Origin of the sequence: Solwaraspora sp. WMMA2065 (assembly GCF_030345075.1) — a bacterium.
In the GTDB taxonomy this organism is placed as follows: Bacteria; Actinomycetota; Actinomycetes; order Mycobacteriales; family Micromonosporaceae; genus Micromonospora_E.
The window spans coordinates 4,317,257-4,334,069 of the sequence record NZ_CP128361.1 but is presented as its reverse complement, the minus strand read 5'-3'; the positions used below and the strand labels follow the sequence as shown (position 1 = coordinate 4,334,069).

Sequence of the window (16,813 nt, the reverse complement as noted above, 5' to 3'; positions counted from 1 at the left end):
CACGTCGCTATGCAGGAACTGCATGACGACTAGGCTGTTGGCATGCTTCCGGATCTGGACCTGCGGCTGGTCCGGTACTTCACCGTGGTCGCCGAGCAGCTGAACTTCGCGCGCGCCGCGGAGCAGCTCCGGGTCGCGCAGCCGTCGCTGAGCCGACAGATCCAGCGGCTGGAGGACGCTCTCGGCGTACGCCTGCTGGAACGCACCAGCCAGGGCAGCCGGCTCACCGCCGCCGGTTCGGCGTTCCTGCCCCGCGCCGAGCAGCTACTGCACGGTGCCGGACAGGCGGTGCTCGCCGCGCGGGCGGCGGCACCGGAGCGCACCATCACCATCGGGTACGTCGATGATCTGATCGTCACCCCCGCCGTACGCGACCTGCGCCACCGGTTTCCCGACGCCCACGTCCGCACCCGCCACCTCGACACCCGGGATGCCGACGCACTGCTGCGCCGGCAGGCCGACGCCCTGGTCATCCGTACGCCGCTGCCGGTTCCGGCCGACGACCTCGACGTGGCGGTCCTCTACGACGAACCCCGGGTCCTGGTCGTGCCCGCCGCGCACCGGCTGGCCGGCAAGGAGTCGGTGACCGCCGCGGACATCGCCGCGGAGCCGCTGGTCGGCTGCACCGGCATGGGCGCCGACTGGACCGGCTTCTGGCGGCTGGAGCCCCGCCCGGACGGCAGTCCCGCCCAGCTCGGTCCCACGCTGGCCGACACCTACGACGACAAGCTCGAAGCCATCGCCGACGGCAGCGCCATCGCCGTCGTCCCGGCCAATGACCGGCGGTTCAGCCTACGTCCGGACCTGGTCACCGTTGCCATTCACGAGGTCGAGCCCTGCCAGGTCGCCGTGGTCACCCGCGCCGGGGACGCCAACCCGTTGGTCGCGGAGTTCGTCCGCTCTGCTGAGCGGCACCTCGTTGGCTGACCCTGGGTCCCGATCGTCATGCGCCTGTTGCATGACGGGGTGCGAAACAGGTCTTGGACACGGCCGCAGGCAGGACGTTGGCTGGTCGTATGCCTGTCGACTACCGCTCACAGACCGTTCTGCTCACCGGGGCGAGCTCCGGAATCGGTGCCGCCTTCGCCAGGGCGCTGGCCGTACGCGGCGCGAACCTCGTGCTGGTCGCGCGGCGCGCCGACCGGTTGGCGTCGATCGCGGACGAGCTGCGCCGCACTGCTGATGTACGAATCGAGGTCGTCCCCGCGGACCTGTCCAGTCCCGCTGCGCCGACCGAGATCCGCCGAGTGGTCGCCGACCGGGGCGTCGAGGTGACAAGCCTGATAAACAGTGCCGCGATCGGCTCTTTCGCCCTGTTTGCCGATGTGGATCCGAGTCAGTCGACCGCCGAGGTCGCCGTTGACGTGATGGCACCGGTCGCGCTGACAGCGGCCTTCATGCCGCAGCTGACGGGTGCCGGCAACGGCTTCATCATCAACCTCGCCAGCGTGTCCGCGTACTTCCCGACTCCCCGGATGGCCGTCTACAGTGCCGCCAAGGCGTTCATGCTCAGCTTCACTGAATCACTATGGACGGAGCTGCGAGGCACCGGCCTGACGGTGTTCGCTGTCGCCCCCGGAGCCACCGGCACCGATTTCACGGCCGGGATGGGTCCGGACGCGGCGGTGCTGACCGCAGGGAAGGTGCGGGCTGCAGAGGACGTCGTCGCGACCGCGCTGCGCCACCTTGAGCTCCGGGATCCGGGCCCGATCGTCGTTGACGGCGGTGGCAACCGGCTCGGCGTGCTCGTGAGCCGATTCGTGAGTCGGCGCCGGGCCGCCCTGATGATGGCCCGCGTCTTCGACCCCGCTCGCCGGCCCCCGTCTCGCACGCCCGGTTGACGTGGGTGAGGGCGTTGCTGGGAGCAGACCGTAGCCCCACGGTGGAGCCTCCCCAGGAGCCACCTGCTAGTCGAAGGTCCAGAAGAAGTAGAGGACGTTGGGCGGGTTGCCGTACGCGCGGTACTGGCAGAGGTACGAGCTCCACAGGTCGTTCTGGACCCCGTAGTTGCCGTACGACTGACAGAAGCTCAGGCTGCTGTAGACGTTACGCAGGGTGCCGCCCGGCGGGTCCGGGTAGTCCGCCGAGGCTGGGGCGGCGGTGGTCGCGAACATGCCGGCCATGGCGATCATGAACGCCACCAGCAGTGTGGTCAGTCTTCGCATACATCCTCCCATAGGCGGGGCACTCGTCGATCTTCCGCGTGTCTCCAGGCATCATGAGATCGACACATGACGATCTCATGATGCCATCGTGGCTGGCCCGTGGGAAGGCTTGGGCGCCGCAGACCTCGGCCACTGACGGGCCCGTCAGCGGTGACCACGCCAGCCTGGGGAAGTAGCTGCGGTACTTGACATATGCCTTCCCTGCCAGGAAACCCGCAGGGTGGGGCAGTTGACCGCGTCGGATCCTCGGTGAGGATGTCGAGCAGGACGTTGGAGTCGACCAGGGTGACGGTCCCGTCCGAATGCCTCTGGGGCACCGCGCGAAGCCGTTCACTCGCCACGGAGCAACTCCATGAGCTGGTCCGTGGTCATGCCCTCCGTCTCGCGTGCGGCGCCCTGCCCGCGTAGATGCCGCACAAGCCGTTGTCCTCTGGAGGGGGCGCCGTCGACCCGCACGATCCGCAGCGCGCCGCCCTCCTCGACAACCTCGATCTCGTCGCCTTCATGCAGGCCGTGTTTGGCGCGCAGCGACGCAGGGATGGTCACCTGACCCTTGCTGTTCAGCTTCACCGTGCCTCCACTTACTTGTACTACGTAATACCAGCGGTTGTGTTTCAGGGCTGTGAGGGGTTTCCTCCCCTCCCCTGGGTTCCAGTCGCAGGGCGGGGTCGAGGTCAACCCCTGACTGACTTGACTTTGTCGCATGTTATGACTCATGGTTGTGAGACAAAGCTTGCGACTATGGAGGTGGTGGCGATGCGCCAGACAGAGCACAGCGAGACCAGGCAGTGGCTGGACCGGCACGGTCTGACCGAGGCCGAGCCGACGCCGCTGCTGGCGACCCGGCTGGCCGTGCGACGGCGGGCCAAGCTCGTCGGCGACATCCTGCTGGCCGGGTTCCTGATCGGCGCGGCACTCACCCACGCGACGGGCCGGGCCACCGACACGGCGTACTCCTGGCTGCCGTTGCTGGTGCTCACCGCGCTGGTGGTCGGCATGCTGGCGGCGCAGTGGCTGCTCCGTCAATGGGTCCGCCGCGTCGACCGGCGGGCCGGCGCGCAACTGCCCCGGCGGGTGGCCCATCCGGTCGGGTTCGGCTGGCCGGCGGTGCTCGGCCGGCCGTACGCCGTCTTCACGGTCGCCGCCTACACCGGCGCGCTGGTGCTCGCGGTGAGCGTACTGCCGGTTTCCGACCCGGTGCTGCGGGCCGGGGCCGCCGTCGTGCTGATCGGGCTCGCCGGTGCCGGTGCCGGCATGGTCATGCAGCTGCGTCAGGTGCTGACCAGCCCGGCCGTCGCCGAGGACGAGGCGTCGCTCACGGCGGACGTCGTCATGCGGGTCGAGGACGCCCGCGCCCTCGTCACCCCCAGCCTGGTCTGGATGCTGCCGGCCATCTTCCTGTACGGGGAGTCGCTGGGCTGGTGGAACGCGGTCGCTATCGGACTCGTCGTGGCCGGTGTCGTCGCGTTCGGTCTGGTCCAGACCCGGACCACGGCTGTCGGGGCGACCGCACGGCAGGCCATGATCGTCCGATGATCGTCATCGACGCCGCCTCGCCGACGCCGCCGTACGAGCAGCTGCGGGCCCAGCTCGCCCGGCAGATCCAGGACCGGTCGCTGGCCGTCGGCACCCGGCTGCCGACGGTCCGCCGGCTCGCCGCCGACCTCGGCCTGGCCGTGAACACCGTCGGTCGGGCGTACCGGGAGCTGGAGGAGGCCGGGCTGATCGAGACCCGTGGGCGGGCCGGCTCGTTCGTCACAGCCGCCGGCGACCAGGCCCTCGAACAGGCCCACCGCGCCGCCCGCGACTACGCGACGATCATCGCCCGGAGCGGCATCGACCCCGCCGAGGCGATCCGGATCGTCCAGGCGGCCCTGGGCCGCCCGGCCACACCGTGACTCACCGGCCACGCCCGCGACCGGCACCGGCGCCAGCCGGCTGCCGGTCCCGGTGGCACAGTCGCCAACGGTCGACGCCCGCGTGCAGCAGCACCAACGGCAGTACGCCCACCACGTACCAGGCCAGGTCGGTGGGGTCGAAATGGACACCGAGGACCAGCCGTGCCAGCAGACTGCGCTCGGACAGCTCCGCCGGTACGCCGGTCAGCTGCAGGAACTCGACGAGCCAGCAGAAGGCGACGGCACCCGCCCCGGCCGCGATCGGCCCGGCACCCGGTGCCAGGACGAACACGCCGGCATGGACCATCGATGCGTACAGGGCGGTGCCGGAGTACTGCTGCAGCGCGCCGGAACTGTCCAGCACGCCGTTCCCACCGGCCAGCACCCGGATGCCGAGTGCCACGGCGAGGAACCCGGCGGCGGCGGTCACGCCCGCCAACCGTACCCGCCACCTGAGACCCGCCACGGTGCCCGACCCTACAGTTCACCGATCCGGTCGGTCATTGGCCGGTCAGCGGGGTCCCCGCGGATCTCAGCACGTCGATCTCGCAGCCCGGCGAGGCCGGGTCGAAGCCGTGCTCGACCAGCCAACGGATCGCCAACAGGCTGCGTAGCGACCACCACGCGCCGATCACGTCGAGGTCGACGGCGGTGCCGTAGCCGGCGAGGACGTCACCAAGGCGCTCCCGGTGCCCGAGTGTCAGGGTGGCGAGGTCGAACAGGGCGTCACCTCGGCCTGCCTCGGACCAGTCGAGCATGCCGGTGACCTCATCACCGTCGACGAAGACGTGGGCGATCTGCAGGTCGCCGTGCGTGAAGACCGGTGTCCACGGCCGCAACGCGGCCCCGGCGATCCGGCGGTTGCGCATGACGAGGTCGGCGGGGAGCACTCTGTTCGCGATGAGCCACCTGCACTCGCCGTCGAGTTGCGAAGCCAACTCGTCGGGACTGCGACCGGGCCACGGTGGCAGCGGCGCGTCGTGCAGCATCCGTACGGCGGCACCCGTCGCTGTCCAGGCCGCCGCCGACGCCGCCGACGGCTCGCCAAGCCGGCCGAGCGCCGTCCCGGCAACGGCAGCAAGCGCGAGTACGGGCGGTCTACGCCACAGCACCTGCGGAGTCGGCACCGGTGCTCTCGCCATCGCCTCGACCTCGACGTCGGTGCGTGTCTGATCGGCATCGATTTTCAGGAACACGTCGCCGACGCGCAGGGTCGCGCGCTCGTGATGGGCGACGACGACCTCGACCTGCGCCACGTTGGCCATCATCGGGCGGCCGGCAGACAGCGTCATCCGGTTTACCCGGCACGTCTCCGACGCGCAGGCGAGATCCAAGATCATGTGAGCGCTATGGACCTCACAAGCGCCAGGAGACGTCCATGGCGCTCACATGATCTTGAGCGGAGGGCGCGCCGTCGGTCGCGGGTGGCGGCGTCCGCGTGGTACGCGCGGCGCAGTGGATCGAGGAGTCCGTAGTGGCTGAGATCTGCCACGGACAGGGCTGTCCCTCCCCGCACGGTGTCCGGTACGAGAAGTATCGATGCCGTGTGATGATCAGCTTGGCATGGAAATGATCGCGAAAGATATTGATATGACCATGTGACAGGTGGTGCAGTTGTGCTCACCAGCGGAGTCCTCCCCACCCCCAGGAGGTCTATATGCGATTCCGCGCACCAACTGCCAACGCCGGCTCGTGGCGCAGGACCACCGTCCTGGCCGTCGCGACCGTCGTCGGCCTGTTCGCCGTCGTGACCGGCCCGGTCTCGGCCGATCCCAAGCCCAGCGGTGTCGACCGGGAGTCGATCGCCGGCCCGTACCGGGTCCTCGGGCCGCGCACCTTCGCCGACCGCGACGCGGTGGCCGGGACCGGCGCCGCGATCGACTACATCGAGCATGGCATCCTCAACATCACCGCGACCCGGGCCGAGGTCAGCGCGATCCAGGCGCTCGGCTTCGAGGTCGAAGCGGTCCGGGCACCCACCAGGACCGACGCGTCCGGCGACGTCACCACGTTGGACTTCCCGCCGTCCGACTCGGCGTACCACAACTACGCAGAGCTGACCACGGTGGTCAACCAGGTAGTCTCCAGCCACTCGAACATCGCCCGGAAGATCAGCATCGGGACCTCGTACGAGGGCCGCGACCTGATGGCGGTCAAGATCTCCGACAACGTCGGCACCGACGAGGACGAGCCGGAGATCCTGTTCAACTCACAGCAGCACGCCCGCGAGCACCTCACCGTCGAGATGGCGATCTACCTGCTGAACCTGTTCACCGACGGCTACGGCAGCGACTCGCGGATCACCAACATCGTCAACACCCGCGAGATCTGGATCGTGCCGACCGTCAACCCGGACGGCAGTGAGTACGACATCGCCACCGGCTCGTACCGGTCCTGGCGCAAGAACCGCCAGCCCAACAGCGGCTCGTTTGCCGTCGGCACCGACCTGAACCGCAACTGGGACTACCTGTGGGGCTGCTGCGGCGGATCCTCCGGCTCCCCGTCGTCGTCGACCTACCGCGGCCCGTACGCCTTCTCCGCCCCGGAGACGCAGGCGCTGCGCGACTTCGTCAACAGCCGGGTGGTCGGCGGTGAGCAGCAGATCACGGCCAACATCGACTTCCACAGCTACTCGGAGCTGGTGCTCTGGCCGTTCGGCTGGACCACCGCCAACACCCCGTCCGGGATGACCACCGACCAGTACAACACCTTCGCCACCCTCGGTACGCAGATGGCGGCGACCAACGGCTACACCCCGGAACAGTCGTCCGACCTCTACATCACCGACGGCAGCAGCATCGACTGGATGTGGGGCGTGCACGGCATCTGGGCGTACACCTTCGAGCTGTACCCCGGCTCGTCCAGCGGCGGCGGCTTCTACCCGCCCGACGAGGTGATCCCCACCCAGACCGCCCGCAACCGGGAAGCGGTGCTGATGTTCAGCGAGTACGCCGACTGCCCGTACCGGGTGATCGGCAAGGAGTCGCAGTACTGCGGCGGCGGTCCGGTCGACCCGCCGGGCAGCACCGTCTGGGCGGACGACTTCGAGTCCGCGACCGGCTGGACGACCGACCCGAGCGGCACCGACACCGCCACCACCGGGCAGTGGGAGCGCGGCGTCGCGCAGGCCACCAGCTCCGGCGGGGCCCTGCAGCTGACCGCCTACCAGGGCAGCAACAGCCTGGTCACCGGGCGGCTGGCCGGCTCCTCGGCCGGCTCGTACGACATCGACAGCGGGGCCACCAGCGCCCGCTCCCCGGCGATCACGCTGCCGTCGAGCGGCACCCTCACCCTGTCGCTCGCCTGGTACCTGGCCCACCTGAACAACTCGTCGTCGGCCGACTACCTGCGGATCAGCGTGGTGCACAGTGGCGGCACGACGACGCTGTTGAACCAGTCCGGCGCGGGGAGCAACCGGTACGGGTCCTGGTCGACCGGCAGCTACAACCTGACCCCGTACGCGGGTCAGACGGTGCGGATCCTGGTCGAGGCGGCGGACGCCTCCACCGCCAGCCTGGTCGAGGCGGCCATCGACGACGTCCGGATCACCAGGTCCTGACGGCGGGCAGGGCTGCCGGCTACTGACGGCACGCAGGGCTGCCGTGCGGTGAACATCACCGGACGGCAGCCCTGCGCTGCTGCGATGACGCTGCGGCGGCGTCGGTGGGTTACCGTGCTACCGACCGCCCCGCAGCGAAGCCGGTGCGAACCCGGCGCTGTCCCGCAACTGTGATGCCCCGGCCGACAGCCGGGGGCTAGCCAGGTCGCCTGCGGCGTGGTCGCGAACCGCGCTCTCGAGGAAGGGCGCCTCGCCACCTGGCCGGGGCCGGCGTCACCACCCCGACCTGTCGGCGAAGCACCAGCCCTCGACCGACAGGAGGACCAGATGAGCAGACCCCTTACGCGGCGGGCAGCGTTGCTGCGTACCGCCGCGGTCGCCACCGCCGCGACCCTCGCCCTGACCGGATGCGGCCAGGCCGGCGACGGCTCCGGCGGGCCCGACGACGCGCAGCCCGGCGTCAGCCCGGAGGCCGCCGCCAGCTACCCGGTCACCGTCGGTGACCTGACCCTGGAGGTACGCCCGGAGCGGATCGTCGCACTGTCGCCGACCGCGACCGAGATGCTCTTCGCGATCGGCGCCGGCGACCAGGTGGCCGCCGTCGACGACAACTCCAACCACCCGGCCGAGGCGCCGACCACCGAGCTGTCCGGGTTCACCCCGAACGTCGAGGCGATCGCCGGCTACGAGCCCGACCTGGTGGTGCTCTCCGGCGACACCAACGAGGTGGTGGCCGGGCTGACCCGACTGTCGATCCCGGTCTACCTGGCCGGGGCGGCGGTGACCCTGGACGACACGTACCGTCAGATCACCGAGCTGGGCGCCCTCACCGGGCACCCGGAGGCAGCGGCCGACCTGGTCGACACCATGCGGTCCGACATCGACAAACTGGTCGCCGACGCGGCGCAGCCGGCCGAGCCGTTGAGCTACTACTACGAGCTCGACCCGACTCTCTACACGGTGACCAGCGAAACCTTCGTCGGGTCGCTGTTCACCATGGTCGGGCTGACCAACATCGCCGACCCGGCGGACCCGTCCGGGGAGGCCGGCGGCTACCCGCAGCTGTCCGCCGAGGCGCTGATCGACGCCGACCCGGACCTGATCTTCCTCGCCGACACCAGGTGCTGCCAGCAGAACGCGCAGACGGTGGCGCAGCGGGCCGGCTGGTCCACCATCACCGCCGTACAGACCGGTCAGGTGGTCGAGCTCGACGACGACATCGCGTCCCGCTGGGGTCCCCGGGTGGTCGACCTGGTCCGGGCGATCGTCGACGCGGTCGACGCGGCGGCGGCGTCCTGACGTGCTCCGTACGCCGGTCCGGCGGCGGCCCGGGCTGACCACCGGCTGGTTCGCTGGTGCGGTGACGGCAGTCGTGCTGTCGGCCCTGGCCGGGCTGGCGTTCGGCCCGGCCAGTCTGCCGCCGCTGGCGGTCGCCGCCGAACTGCTCAACCTGCTGCCCGGCGTCGACGTGGACAGTGGACTCAACGACCGGCAGGTGGCGATCGTCACCCAGCTGCGGCTGCCCCGGGTGGTGCTGGCACTGCTGGTCGGCGGCATGCTGGCCCTGGCCGGCGGCTGCTACCAGGGGGTGTTCCGCAACCCGCTGGCCGACCCGCATCTGCTCGGCGCCGCCGCCGGGGCCGGGCTGGCGGTGACCGCGGTCATCGCGCTGCGCCCCGGCACCGGAGTGCTGACCGGGCTGCCGGTGACGGTGCCGCTGGCCGCGTTCGTCGGCGCGCTCGGGGCGGTCGCGCTGACCTACCTGCTCGGTACGGGTGCCGCCGGGCCGGACCGGTCCACCGCGACGCTGATCCTGGCCGGGGTGGCGGTGTCGGCGTTCCTCGCCGCCGGGCAGACCTACCTGCTGCAACGCCACGTGGACACCATCCGGGAGGTCTACTCGTGGCTGCTGGGTCGGCTGGCCACCGACGGCTGGCACGAGGTTCGGCTGGTCCTGCCGTACGCGGTGATCGCCGCCGTGGTGGTGTTGGCGCAGCGCCGCGAGCTGGACGTGCTGTCGGTCGGTGACGAGGAGGCGGCCAGCCTCGGCCTGCACCCGCAGCGGTCCCGCTACCTGCTGCTCGCCGCCGCGTCGCTGGGCACCGCCGCGGCGGTGTCGGTATCCGGGCTGATCGGCTTCGTCGGGTTGATCGTGCCGCACCTGGTCCGACTGGTAGCAGGCAGCAGCTACCGGGTGATCCTGCCGCTGTCGATGCTGCTCGGTGGCGCGTTCCTGACCGTCACCGACGTGGTGGCCCGTACCGTGGCCGCGCCGGCCGAGATCCCGATCGGTGTGGTCACCGCCTTCTTCGGCGCCCCGTTCTTCGTGCTGGTGCTGCGTACCACCCGCCGGACGGTGGCGCTGTGACCGCGCCCGGGCCCGCGCCCGAGACCGGGCCGGCCGCGGCTGGGAGCACCCCGGTGGTCGGCCGTGACCTGCGGGTACGCCTCGGCGGCGCGCCGGTACTGGACGGTGTCGACCTGACCGTGGCCGCCGGTGAGTGGGTGGCGGTGATCGGGCCGAACGGGGCCGGCAAGTCGACCCTGCTGCGGGCGGTCGGCGGGCTGCTGCCGGTCGACGGCAGCCTGAAGCTGTTCGGTACGCCGATCACCCGGCTCGGCCGCCGGGCCCGGGCCCGGCTGGTCGCCACCGTCGTACAGTCGCCGGTGGTGCCGGCCGGGATCGCCGTCGCCGACTACGTGCTGCTCGGCCGTACCCCGTACGTTCCGCTGCTGGGCCGGGAGTCGGCGGCCGACCTGGCGGTGGTCGACGACGTGCTCGCCCGGCTCGACCTGACCGGGTTCGCGCACCGGCGGCTGGCCACACTGTCCGGTGGTGAACGCCAGCGGGTGCTGCTGGCCCGGGCACTGGCCCAGGGCGCTCCGCTGCTGCTGCTCGACGAGCCGACCAGCGCACTGGACGTCGGCCATCAGCAGGAGGTGCTGGAACTGGTCGACGAGCTGCGCCGGGACCGGGGGCTGACCGTGCTGGCCACCATGCACGACCTGTCGGTGGCCGGCGAGTACGCCGACCGGCTGGTGCTGCTCGCCGCCGGCCGGACGGTCGCCGCCGGCCCGCCGGCCGAGGTGCTCACCGAGGAGAACCTGGCCCGGTACTACCGGGCCCGGGTGCGGGTGCTGCCCGGCGCGCACGGCCCGCTGGTCGTCCCGGTCCGCGACCGGGACGTTCCCCGACCAGAACCGTCAGTCGCCGGCGATCCGGATCACCGAGAAGAAGGCCCCCTGCGGGTCGTTGAGCACGGCGAACCGGCCGTGCGGCAGGTCGGTGGGCGGGACTGAGACGGTGCCGCCGAGCGCGGCGGCGTGCGCGGCGGTGGCGTCGCAGTCGTTCACCGCGAAATACACCATCCAGTGGGCCGGCAGGTCCGCCGGCCAGTCGTCGCCGACCATCGGCATCATCCCGGCGACGGGCTGCTGTTCGACCAGCCATTCGGTGTACATGATCGGCGGGAACGGGGTGTCCCGGCACTCCCAGTCGAAGACCGCGCCGTAGAACTCCTTCGCGCCCTCCGGGTCGCGGGTGGTCAGCTCGTTCCAGCACAGTGAGCCGGGCACGTTCGCCAGCTCCGCGCCGGCCATGGACAGCGGCTGCCAGACGGCGAAGCTGGCCCCGGCCGGGTCGGTGAAGACCGCCGCCCTACCCCGGTCGAGCACGTCGAACGGCGGCATCAGCACGGTGCCGCCGGCCGACTCGACGAGCTTGGCGCTCGCCTGGGCGTCCAGCGTGCCGATGTACGTGGTCCAGGTCGGCGGCTGCCCGCCGGTGGACACCGAGCCGGCCCCGGCGACCAGTTTGTCGTCCTTGCTGAACAGGGTGTAACCCTCGGCGTCCGGATCCTCGGGCGGCTGCGCGGACCAGCCGAACAGTTCGCCGTAGAACCGGATCGCACCGGGCAGGTCGGAGGTGCCGAGGTCGACCCAGGCGGGCACCCCGGCCGCGGCGACGGACATGGCGGATTTCCTCCTGCGGATCGGCTGGCTGGACCCTGCTGACCGAATCCTGGCACCCGGTCGCCTACGGTCGGGGGAGATTCGCCGAAGCAATCGCCCGGCACGCGGAATCATGGCCCGCGCCGAGGGTAACCGCGCACCGGGCTGACGTCACCGACCGAAGCCAGGCGGGGTGCCGGACACCGGGCGGCGACGCCGGACACCGGCCGGGACGCGGGACAGCGGGGGAGAACGATGGTACGGGTGATCGAGGTGTTGCCGGGCGACATCGACCGGGCGATCAACGACGACCACGTCCTGCTGGACCAGCTTTTCCGGCGGCTGGAAACCGGCCAGGGCGACCGGCGGATCCTGGCCGACCAGGTGGTCTACCGGATCTCCATGCACCTGGCGGCCGAGGAACAGATCCTCGACCCGGTCTTCGACGAGCCGGCGGTGACCGACCGGCTGACCGCCGGGTCGGTCGGCGAGCTGATCAAGCGGGGGCGGGACACCCGTCAGCGGATCAAGGAGGCGGCCGCCGAGATCGACCGGTCCAGACCCGGCAACCTGGACTTCGAGGAGGCGCTCAACCACTTGATCGCCGACGTCCGCCGGCAGGCCGCCGAGCAGGAGGGGACGTTGCTGCCGGCGCTGCGGGCCACGGTCGGCCCGCAGCGGATGGCCGAACTCGGCGCGCAGTTCACCGCCGCCAAGTATCGTGCCCCGACCCATCCGCACCCGCAGACACCGAACACCTCCCGCAGCAGCCGGCTACTGGGCGGGCCGGCGGCGCTGGTCGACCGGCTCCGCGACCGGACCTCGGGGCGGCGTGGCTGGTTCGCCACCGACGCGTCCGGGCTGCTGGAACCGCAGTCCCAGGCGCTGCTGGACGTGTTCGCCGCGCTCGGCCCCCGACCCACCGAGATCCTCGAACCGGCCGAGGCGCGGCGCCAGCCGACCCTGTCCGACGCGGTGGCCCGGATCCGTACCGCCCGGGGGGACCTGGAGGAACGGGAGCCGGTCGACTCGGTCTTCGACTTCGCCATCGACGGTCCCGGCGGGCAACTGACCCTGCGGGTCTACCGGCCGACGTCGGCGTCGCCAGCCGGCGGCCTGCCGGTGCTGATCTACCTGAACGCCGGTGGCTGGGTGGTCGGCAGCCTGGACACCTACGACGCCACCCCCCGCGCGCTGTGCAACAAGGAACGGTGTCTGGTGGTGGCGGTGGACTACCGGCACGCCCCGGAACACCCGTTCCCGGCCGCCCACGACGACGTGCTCGCCGCGACCCGCTGGCTGCTGGACAACGCCGGGGAGATCGGCGGTGACCCGGGACGGATCGCCATTGCCGGCGAGGCCGCCGGCGGCAACATGGCGGTGGCCACCTGTCTGCAGTTGCGCGACGCCGGTCAGCGGCTGCCGCTGCTGCAGGTGCTGATCTACCCGGTGACCAGCGTGACGATCGACGACGGCTCCGGAGTGGACGCCGCCGACGCGGCGCCGCTGAACCGCCCGATGCTGAGCTGGTTCGCCCGGCACGCCTTCCCCCGGCCGGAGATGCTCGGCGACCCTCGGGTGGCGTTGCTCGACCTGCCGGTGCAACGGCTCGCCGGCCTGCCGCCGGCGGTGGTGCTGACCGTGGAACGGGATCCGCTGCGCGACCAGGGGCAGGCGTTCGCGCAGCGGCTACGGGCGGCCGGGGTGCCGGTCGAGCACATCCACTACGACGGCGTACCGCACGAGTTCTTCGGCATGGGCGCGGTGCTGGACGTGGCGGAGGCGGCTCAGGACCGGGTGGCGGCGGAGCTGCACACCGTGTTCAACCCGTCCGGCCAGTCGTCGAGCGGCTGGCCGACCGGCCTGTGAGCCTCCGGGACCGGAATCAGCGGTCGGCGAGGTCGGCGATGGTGTTCACCAGACCGGCTGCGGTCTGCGGCTCCCGGGTGGTCAGCACGAGATAGCGCCCACCGGACAGCTGCACCCGGATGCCCGGACCGGATCGGGTGATCAATCCACGTCCCCGCGTGTCGGGGTGGTAGCGGTAGCCCCAGCCGCCCCATTCGGACACCCGTACCGTCGTCTGGACGGCCCCGACGACCTCCCGCGCCGGTACGCTGATCCGCGGCCACCCGAACGGGCCGAATCCGATGTGGATGCCTTGCCGGTCGATGGTCAGCCGGTTGACCAGCAGCAGCATCACCAACGCCACGGTGAGCAACACCGGGCTGGCCACCCAGACGTTGATCCAGACCGCCAGGACCCCGGCGAGCAGCAGCAACGGGACCAGGATCCACAGCCCGGTGCGGGACACCGATGTCTGCTCGGTCCACCCGGCACCGTCGGCCGGCAGCGGCACCCGGGGCAGCTCGGCGGCGGGTCGGCCGTCCGCCGCCGGCCCGGCCGGCGGCTGACCGCACGCCGCGTACGCGAGCACCGTCCAACCCGTCACCCCGACCATCAGCGCGGGAATGTGCCAGCTCGGCGCCGGCGCCCGGGTCGGGTCCAGTACATCGACCGAAAGTGCCACGGTGGTCAGCCAGATCCCGGCGACGAAGCCGGCGACCGCCGCGCCGATGGTGATCAGCCACCGCCGCAGCTGCCACCGTAGCCCGAGCGGCAGCACCCCGACTGCGGCGAGCACCGCCCCGGCGGCCGCGCCGATCGTGTAGCCGGTCACGCTGTTCGTCAGCGAACTGGTCGCGTCGACGACATCGGCCGTGTTCCAGTGCATCGGTAGCCGGTCCGGCAGCCGGTGCCGCAGCACCTCGGCGGTCAACGGCACCACGGCGACCGCGAGCACAGCGAGCAGGAAACCGAGTAGCCGCCGGCCGCCGCCACCGGCGCGGTCCTGCCCGGCCGTCCCTCCATCGCTCACCTGGCGATTGTTTCCCAGCTGTCGCCGGGCCAACCTGGAGGGGGCGGGCGGTGTGGCGCGCGCCGTTCTGCTAGTGCCGCCGGTCGGTTCTGTCAGTGCCGCCGGTCGGTCCGGCAGTGGTCGCCCAGCGGGGTCGGAAGCGGGTCGGCGTGCAGCACCGTCAACCGGGACACCGCCCGGGTCAGCACCACGTACAGCCGGTGCAGCCCACGCGGCTCGGCCGCGACGATAGCGGCCGGCTCGACCACCACCACGTGGTCGTACTCCAGCCCTTTCACCTCGGTCGCGGCGACTACCGACACCCGGATCCCGGGGTCGCCGGCGGCTCCGGTGACCTCGATACCGGCTGCGGTCAGCGCGTCGCGCAGGCCGGGCAGCGCGGACTCGGCGGCGATCACCCCGACCGAGCCGTCGTGGGTCAGCGCCGCGCGTACCTCGGCCACCGTGGCACCGGTCAGATCGTCGACCGTACGCAGCGACAGCGAACCGTCGCGACGCAGCGACACCGCCGGTGGTACGTCCACTTCGAGCGCCGGCAGCAGCCGGTTGGCCAGCTCGACCACCACCGCCGGCACCCGGAAGCCGACCGTCAGCGGCACCACCGGGGCGTCGGGCCGACCGAGGTGGGTCAGCGTGCGGTGCCAGTCGGTGGCCGCCCACGGGGCGGTGCCCTGCGCCAGGTCGCCGAGCAGGGTGACCGAGCCGTGTTCGCTGCGCCGGGCGATCGCCCGGCACTGCATCGGCGACAGGTCCTGCGCCTCGTCGATCACCACGTGCCCGTACCCGGTCGGCCGGTCGAGCAGCCCGGCGACCTCGTCGATGAGCACCAGGTCGGCCTCGGTCCATCTGGTGGTGCGGACCGACCTGGCCAACGGTCGCAGCAGCGCCGCCTGCTCGGCCTCGTCGAGCAGACCGGTGGCGGCGGCCGCCAGCCGCTGCGGATCGGTGAGCAGCGTGGACACCACCTCGGTCGGGGTGAGCGCCGGCCAGACCCGGTCCAGCAGGGCGCGTACCGGGGCCACCCGGGCCATCCGCCGCAGCCAGGCGTCGCTCGGTGACTCGGCACGCCGGGTCTCGGCTTGGCGTTGCAGCAGCGCGACGATCCGGGCCAGCACCCGTTCCCGACCGATCCGGTACGGCGGATCCTCCTCGCGGACCGTCCGGACGATCCGGTGCAACGCCTCGACGCCGATCCGCCAGCGGTAGGAGCCGTCCGGCACCACGATCGACTCGTCCGGCTCGCCGAGGTACGCCTCGACGGCGCGCCGCAGCACCTGCGCCATCCTCGGGTCGTGTTTGAGCGCGGCGGCGGCCGGGGTGTCGTCGGCGCGCACCGGCACCGAGTCGATCAGGTCGGCGACCGTGCGCTGGGCTACCTCGACCTCGCCGAGGGCGGGCAGCACGTTGGCGATGTAGGACAGGAACACCCGGTTCGGCCCGACTATCAGCACGCCGGCCTTGCGTAGCCGTTCCCGGTGCGCGTACAGCAGATAGGCGGCCCGGTGCAGCCCGACCGCGGTCTTGCCGGTGCCGGGCGCGCCCTGCACGCAGATCGACTCGGCCAGCTCAGCCCGGACCAGCTCGTCCTGTTCGGGCTGGATGGTGGCGACGATGTCCCGCATCGGGCCGACCCGGGGCCGCTCGATCTCCGTGGTCAGGATGCGTGAGGCGGTGCCGAGCTCTTCGCCCCGGTCGAGGTGTTCGTCCTCGAAGCTGGTGAGTTCGCCGCCGGCGTAGCCGAACCGGCGGCGGACCCGTACCTGCTGCGGGTCGCGGGCGCTGGCCTGGTAGAAGGCCCGGCTGCGCGGCGCTCGCCAGTCGAGCACCAGTGGTTCGCCGGTGTTGTCGGCGACATGCCGGCGGCCGATGTGGTGGCGACTGATTCGGTGCCGGCCGGCCGGCAGCCCGCCCGGATCGGGCTCACCGCCTGGCTCAGGGGCGTCGTCAATTCCGTCGTCGAGGTCGGGATCGTCTTCGACATCGAGCCGGCCGAAGAACAGCGGCGTGTCCGGGTTGTCGGCCAGCTCGGCGACCCGGCGGGCCAGGTGCCTGCCCAGGGTTTCGGCGGTGTACGCGTCCCCGGCGACCCGATCGCCGGTGCTGAACAGGGCTTCGGCCCGGTTGCGCATCCGGGCGAGGGCGGCGCGGGACGCGGTCAGATGAGCGCGTTCGGCGGCGAGTTCGCCGTCCAGGTCGGGTGCGGGGCGGTCCAGTGCGGGGCGGTCGGGTGCGGGGCGGTCGGGTGCGGGCATGCTGACTCCTGGCTGGATCGCCGGCGTGCTCGCTCGCGTGTCCGGAACCGGGTCGGCCGGTGCCCGGCGCGGGGGACGTCCGCTGCGGTGCGACTCACCGCGGCCGTCAA

The 16,813-nt window shown here is 71.7% G+C and carries 15 protein-coding genes, 1 pseudogene and 1 riboswitch; of the genes and pseudogenes, 9 read left to right on the top strand and 7 right to left on the bottom strand.

Annotation, left to right across the window (positions count from 1 at the left end):
- The first annotated feature begins 42 nt into the window (after positions 1–42).
- On the top strand, positions 43–927 hold the full coding sequence (locus O7610_RS19695) for a LysR family transcriptional regulator (RefSeq protein WP_289211506.1): 885 nt from the start codon (positions 43–45) through the stop codon (positions 925–927).
- An 89-nt stretch (positions 928–1,016) separates the two neighbouring features.
- The gene (locus O7610_RS19690) at positions 1,017–1,841 is read left to right on the top strand and encodes an SDR family NAD(P)-dependent oxidoreductase (protein WP_289211505.1); all 825 of its coding nucleotides are present in this window, start codon (positions 1,017–1,019) and stop codon (positions 1,839–1,841) included.
- Positions 1,842–1,907: 66 nt separating this feature from the next.
- Here O7610_RS19690 and O7610_RS19685 read toward each other — a convergent pair whose 3' ends face one another.
- Together O7610_RS19685 and O7610_RS19680 are read right to left on the bottom strand one after the other, a co-directional pair.
- Positions 1,908–2,165 carry a hypothetical protein gene (locus O7610_RS19685; RefSeq protein WP_289211504.1) on the bottom strand — a complete coding sequence of 86 codons (258 nt, stop codon included), beginning with the start codon at positions 2,163–2,165 and terminating at the stop codon, positions 1,908–1,910.
- A gap of 330 nt (positions 2,166–2,495) precedes the next feature.
- Positions 2,496–2,735, bottom strand: coding sequence for an AbrB/MazE/SpoVT family DNA-binding domain-containing protein (locus O7610_RS19680; protein WP_289211503.1), 240 nt, complete (start codon positions 2,733–2,735; stop codon positions 2,496–2,498).
- Between the two features lie 186 nt (positions 2,736–2,921).
- On the opposite strand from O7610_RS19680, the gene O7610_RS19675 reads away from it, so the two are divergent.
- Both O7610_RS19675 and O7610_RS19670 read left to right on the top strand, forming a co-directional pair.
- On the top strand, positions 2,922–3,701 hold the full coding sequence (locus O7610_RS19675; RefSeq protein WP_281552123.1) for a hypothetical protein: 780 nt from the start codon (positions 2,922–2,924) through the stop codon (positions 3,699–3,701).
- Positions 3,698–4,063: a GntR family transcriptional regulator gene (locus O7610_RS19670; RefSeq protein WP_278173272.1), complete on the top strand. Its 366-nt coding sequence runs from the start codon at positions 3,698–3,700 to the stop codon at positions 4,061–4,063. The genes O7610_RS19675 and O7610_RS19670 overlap by 4 nt, the downstream gene beginning before the upstream one ends.
- A gap of 1 nt (position 4,064) precedes the next feature.
- Here the strand turns inward: O7610_RS19670 and O7610_RS19665 are convergent, their stop codons facing one another.
- Together O7610_RS19665 and O7610_RS19660 are read right to left on the bottom strand one after the other, a co-directional pair.
- The gene (locus tag O7610_RS19665; protein WP_289211502.1) at positions 4,065–4,529 is read right to left on the bottom strand and encodes a ribosomal maturation YjgA family protein; all 465 of its coding nucleotides are present in this window, start codon (positions 4,527–4,529) and stop codon (positions 4,065–4,067) included.
- 34 nt (positions 4,530–4,563) lie between these two features.
- Positions 4,564–5,355 (bottom strand): phosphotransferase family protein, encoded by a 792-nt coding sequence (locus tag O7610_RS19660; protein WP_289211501.1) that lies wholly within the window; start codon positions 5,353–5,355, stop codon positions 4,564–4,566.
- A gap of 365 nt (positions 5,356–5,720) precedes the next feature.
- Between O7610_RS19660 and O7610_RS19655 the strand changes: the two genes are divergently transcribed.
- The 4 genes and pseudogenes from O7610_RS19655 to O7610_RS19640 form a co-directional block, all read left to right on the top strand.
- Entirely contained in the window at positions 5,721–7,622 is a 1,902-nt protein-coding gene (locus O7610_RS19655; RefSeq protein ID WP_289211500.1) for a M14 family metallopeptidase, read from the top strand.
- Positions 7,623–7,761: 139 nt separating this feature from the next.
- A riboswitch (cobalamin riboswitch) is annotated at positions 7,762–7,827 on the top strand.
- A 122-nt stretch (positions 7,828–7,949) separates the two neighbouring features.
- Entirely contained in the window at positions 7,950–8,921 is a 972-nt protein-coding gene (locus O7610_RS19650; RefSeq protein WP_281552119.1) for an ABC transporter substrate-binding protein, read from the top strand.
- Between the two features lies 1 nt (position 8,922).
- Positions 8,923–9,990 (top strand): FecCD family ABC transporter permease, encoded by a 1,068-nt coding sequence (locus tag O7610_RS19645; protein ID WP_348650033.1) that lies wholly within the window; start codon positions 8,923–8,925, stop codon positions 9,988–9,990.
- Positions 9,991–10,043: 53 nt separating this feature from the next.
- Positions 10,044–10,814 (top strand): annotated as a pseudogene (locus tag O7610_RS19640) (ABC transporter ATP-binding protein); the annotation flags it as partial.
- 12 nt (positions 10,815–10,826) lie between these two features.
- Here O7610_RS19640 and O7610_RS19635 read toward each other — a convergent pair.
- Complete coding sequence (locus tag O7610_RS19635) at positions 10,827–11,594, bottom strand: VOC family protein (protein ID WP_281552118.1); 768 nt, start codon at positions 11,592–11,594, stop codon at positions 10,827–10,829.
- A gap of 243 nt (positions 11,595–11,837) precedes the next feature.
- Here O7610_RS19635 and O7610_RS19630 point away from each other — a divergent pair, with 243 nt between their 5' ends.
- Positions 11,838–13,442 (top strand): alpha/beta hydrolase fold domain-containing protein, encoded by a 1,605-nt coding sequence (locus tag O7610_RS19630; protein ID WP_289211499.1) that lies wholly within the window; start codon positions 11,838–11,840, stop codon positions 13,440–13,442.
- A gap of 16 nt (positions 13,443–13,458) precedes the next feature.
- Here the strand turns inward: O7610_RS19630 and O7610_RS19625 are convergent, their stop codons facing one another.
- Together O7610_RS19625 and O7610_RS19620 are read right to left on the bottom strand one after the other, a co-directional pair.
- Positions 13,459–14,451 (bottom strand): hypothetical protein, encoded by a 993-nt coding sequence (locus O7610_RS19625; protein ID WP_281552116.1) that lies wholly within the window; start codon positions 14,449–14,451, stop codon positions 13,459–13,461.
- Positions 14,452–14,543: 92 nt separating this feature from the next.
- Positions 14,544–16,703 (bottom strand): HelD family protein, encoded by a 2,160-nt coding sequence (locus tag O7610_RS19620; protein WP_289211498.1) that lies wholly within the window; start codon positions 16,701–16,703, stop codon positions 14,544–14,546.
- Positions 16,704–16,813 lie beyond the last annotated feature (110 nt).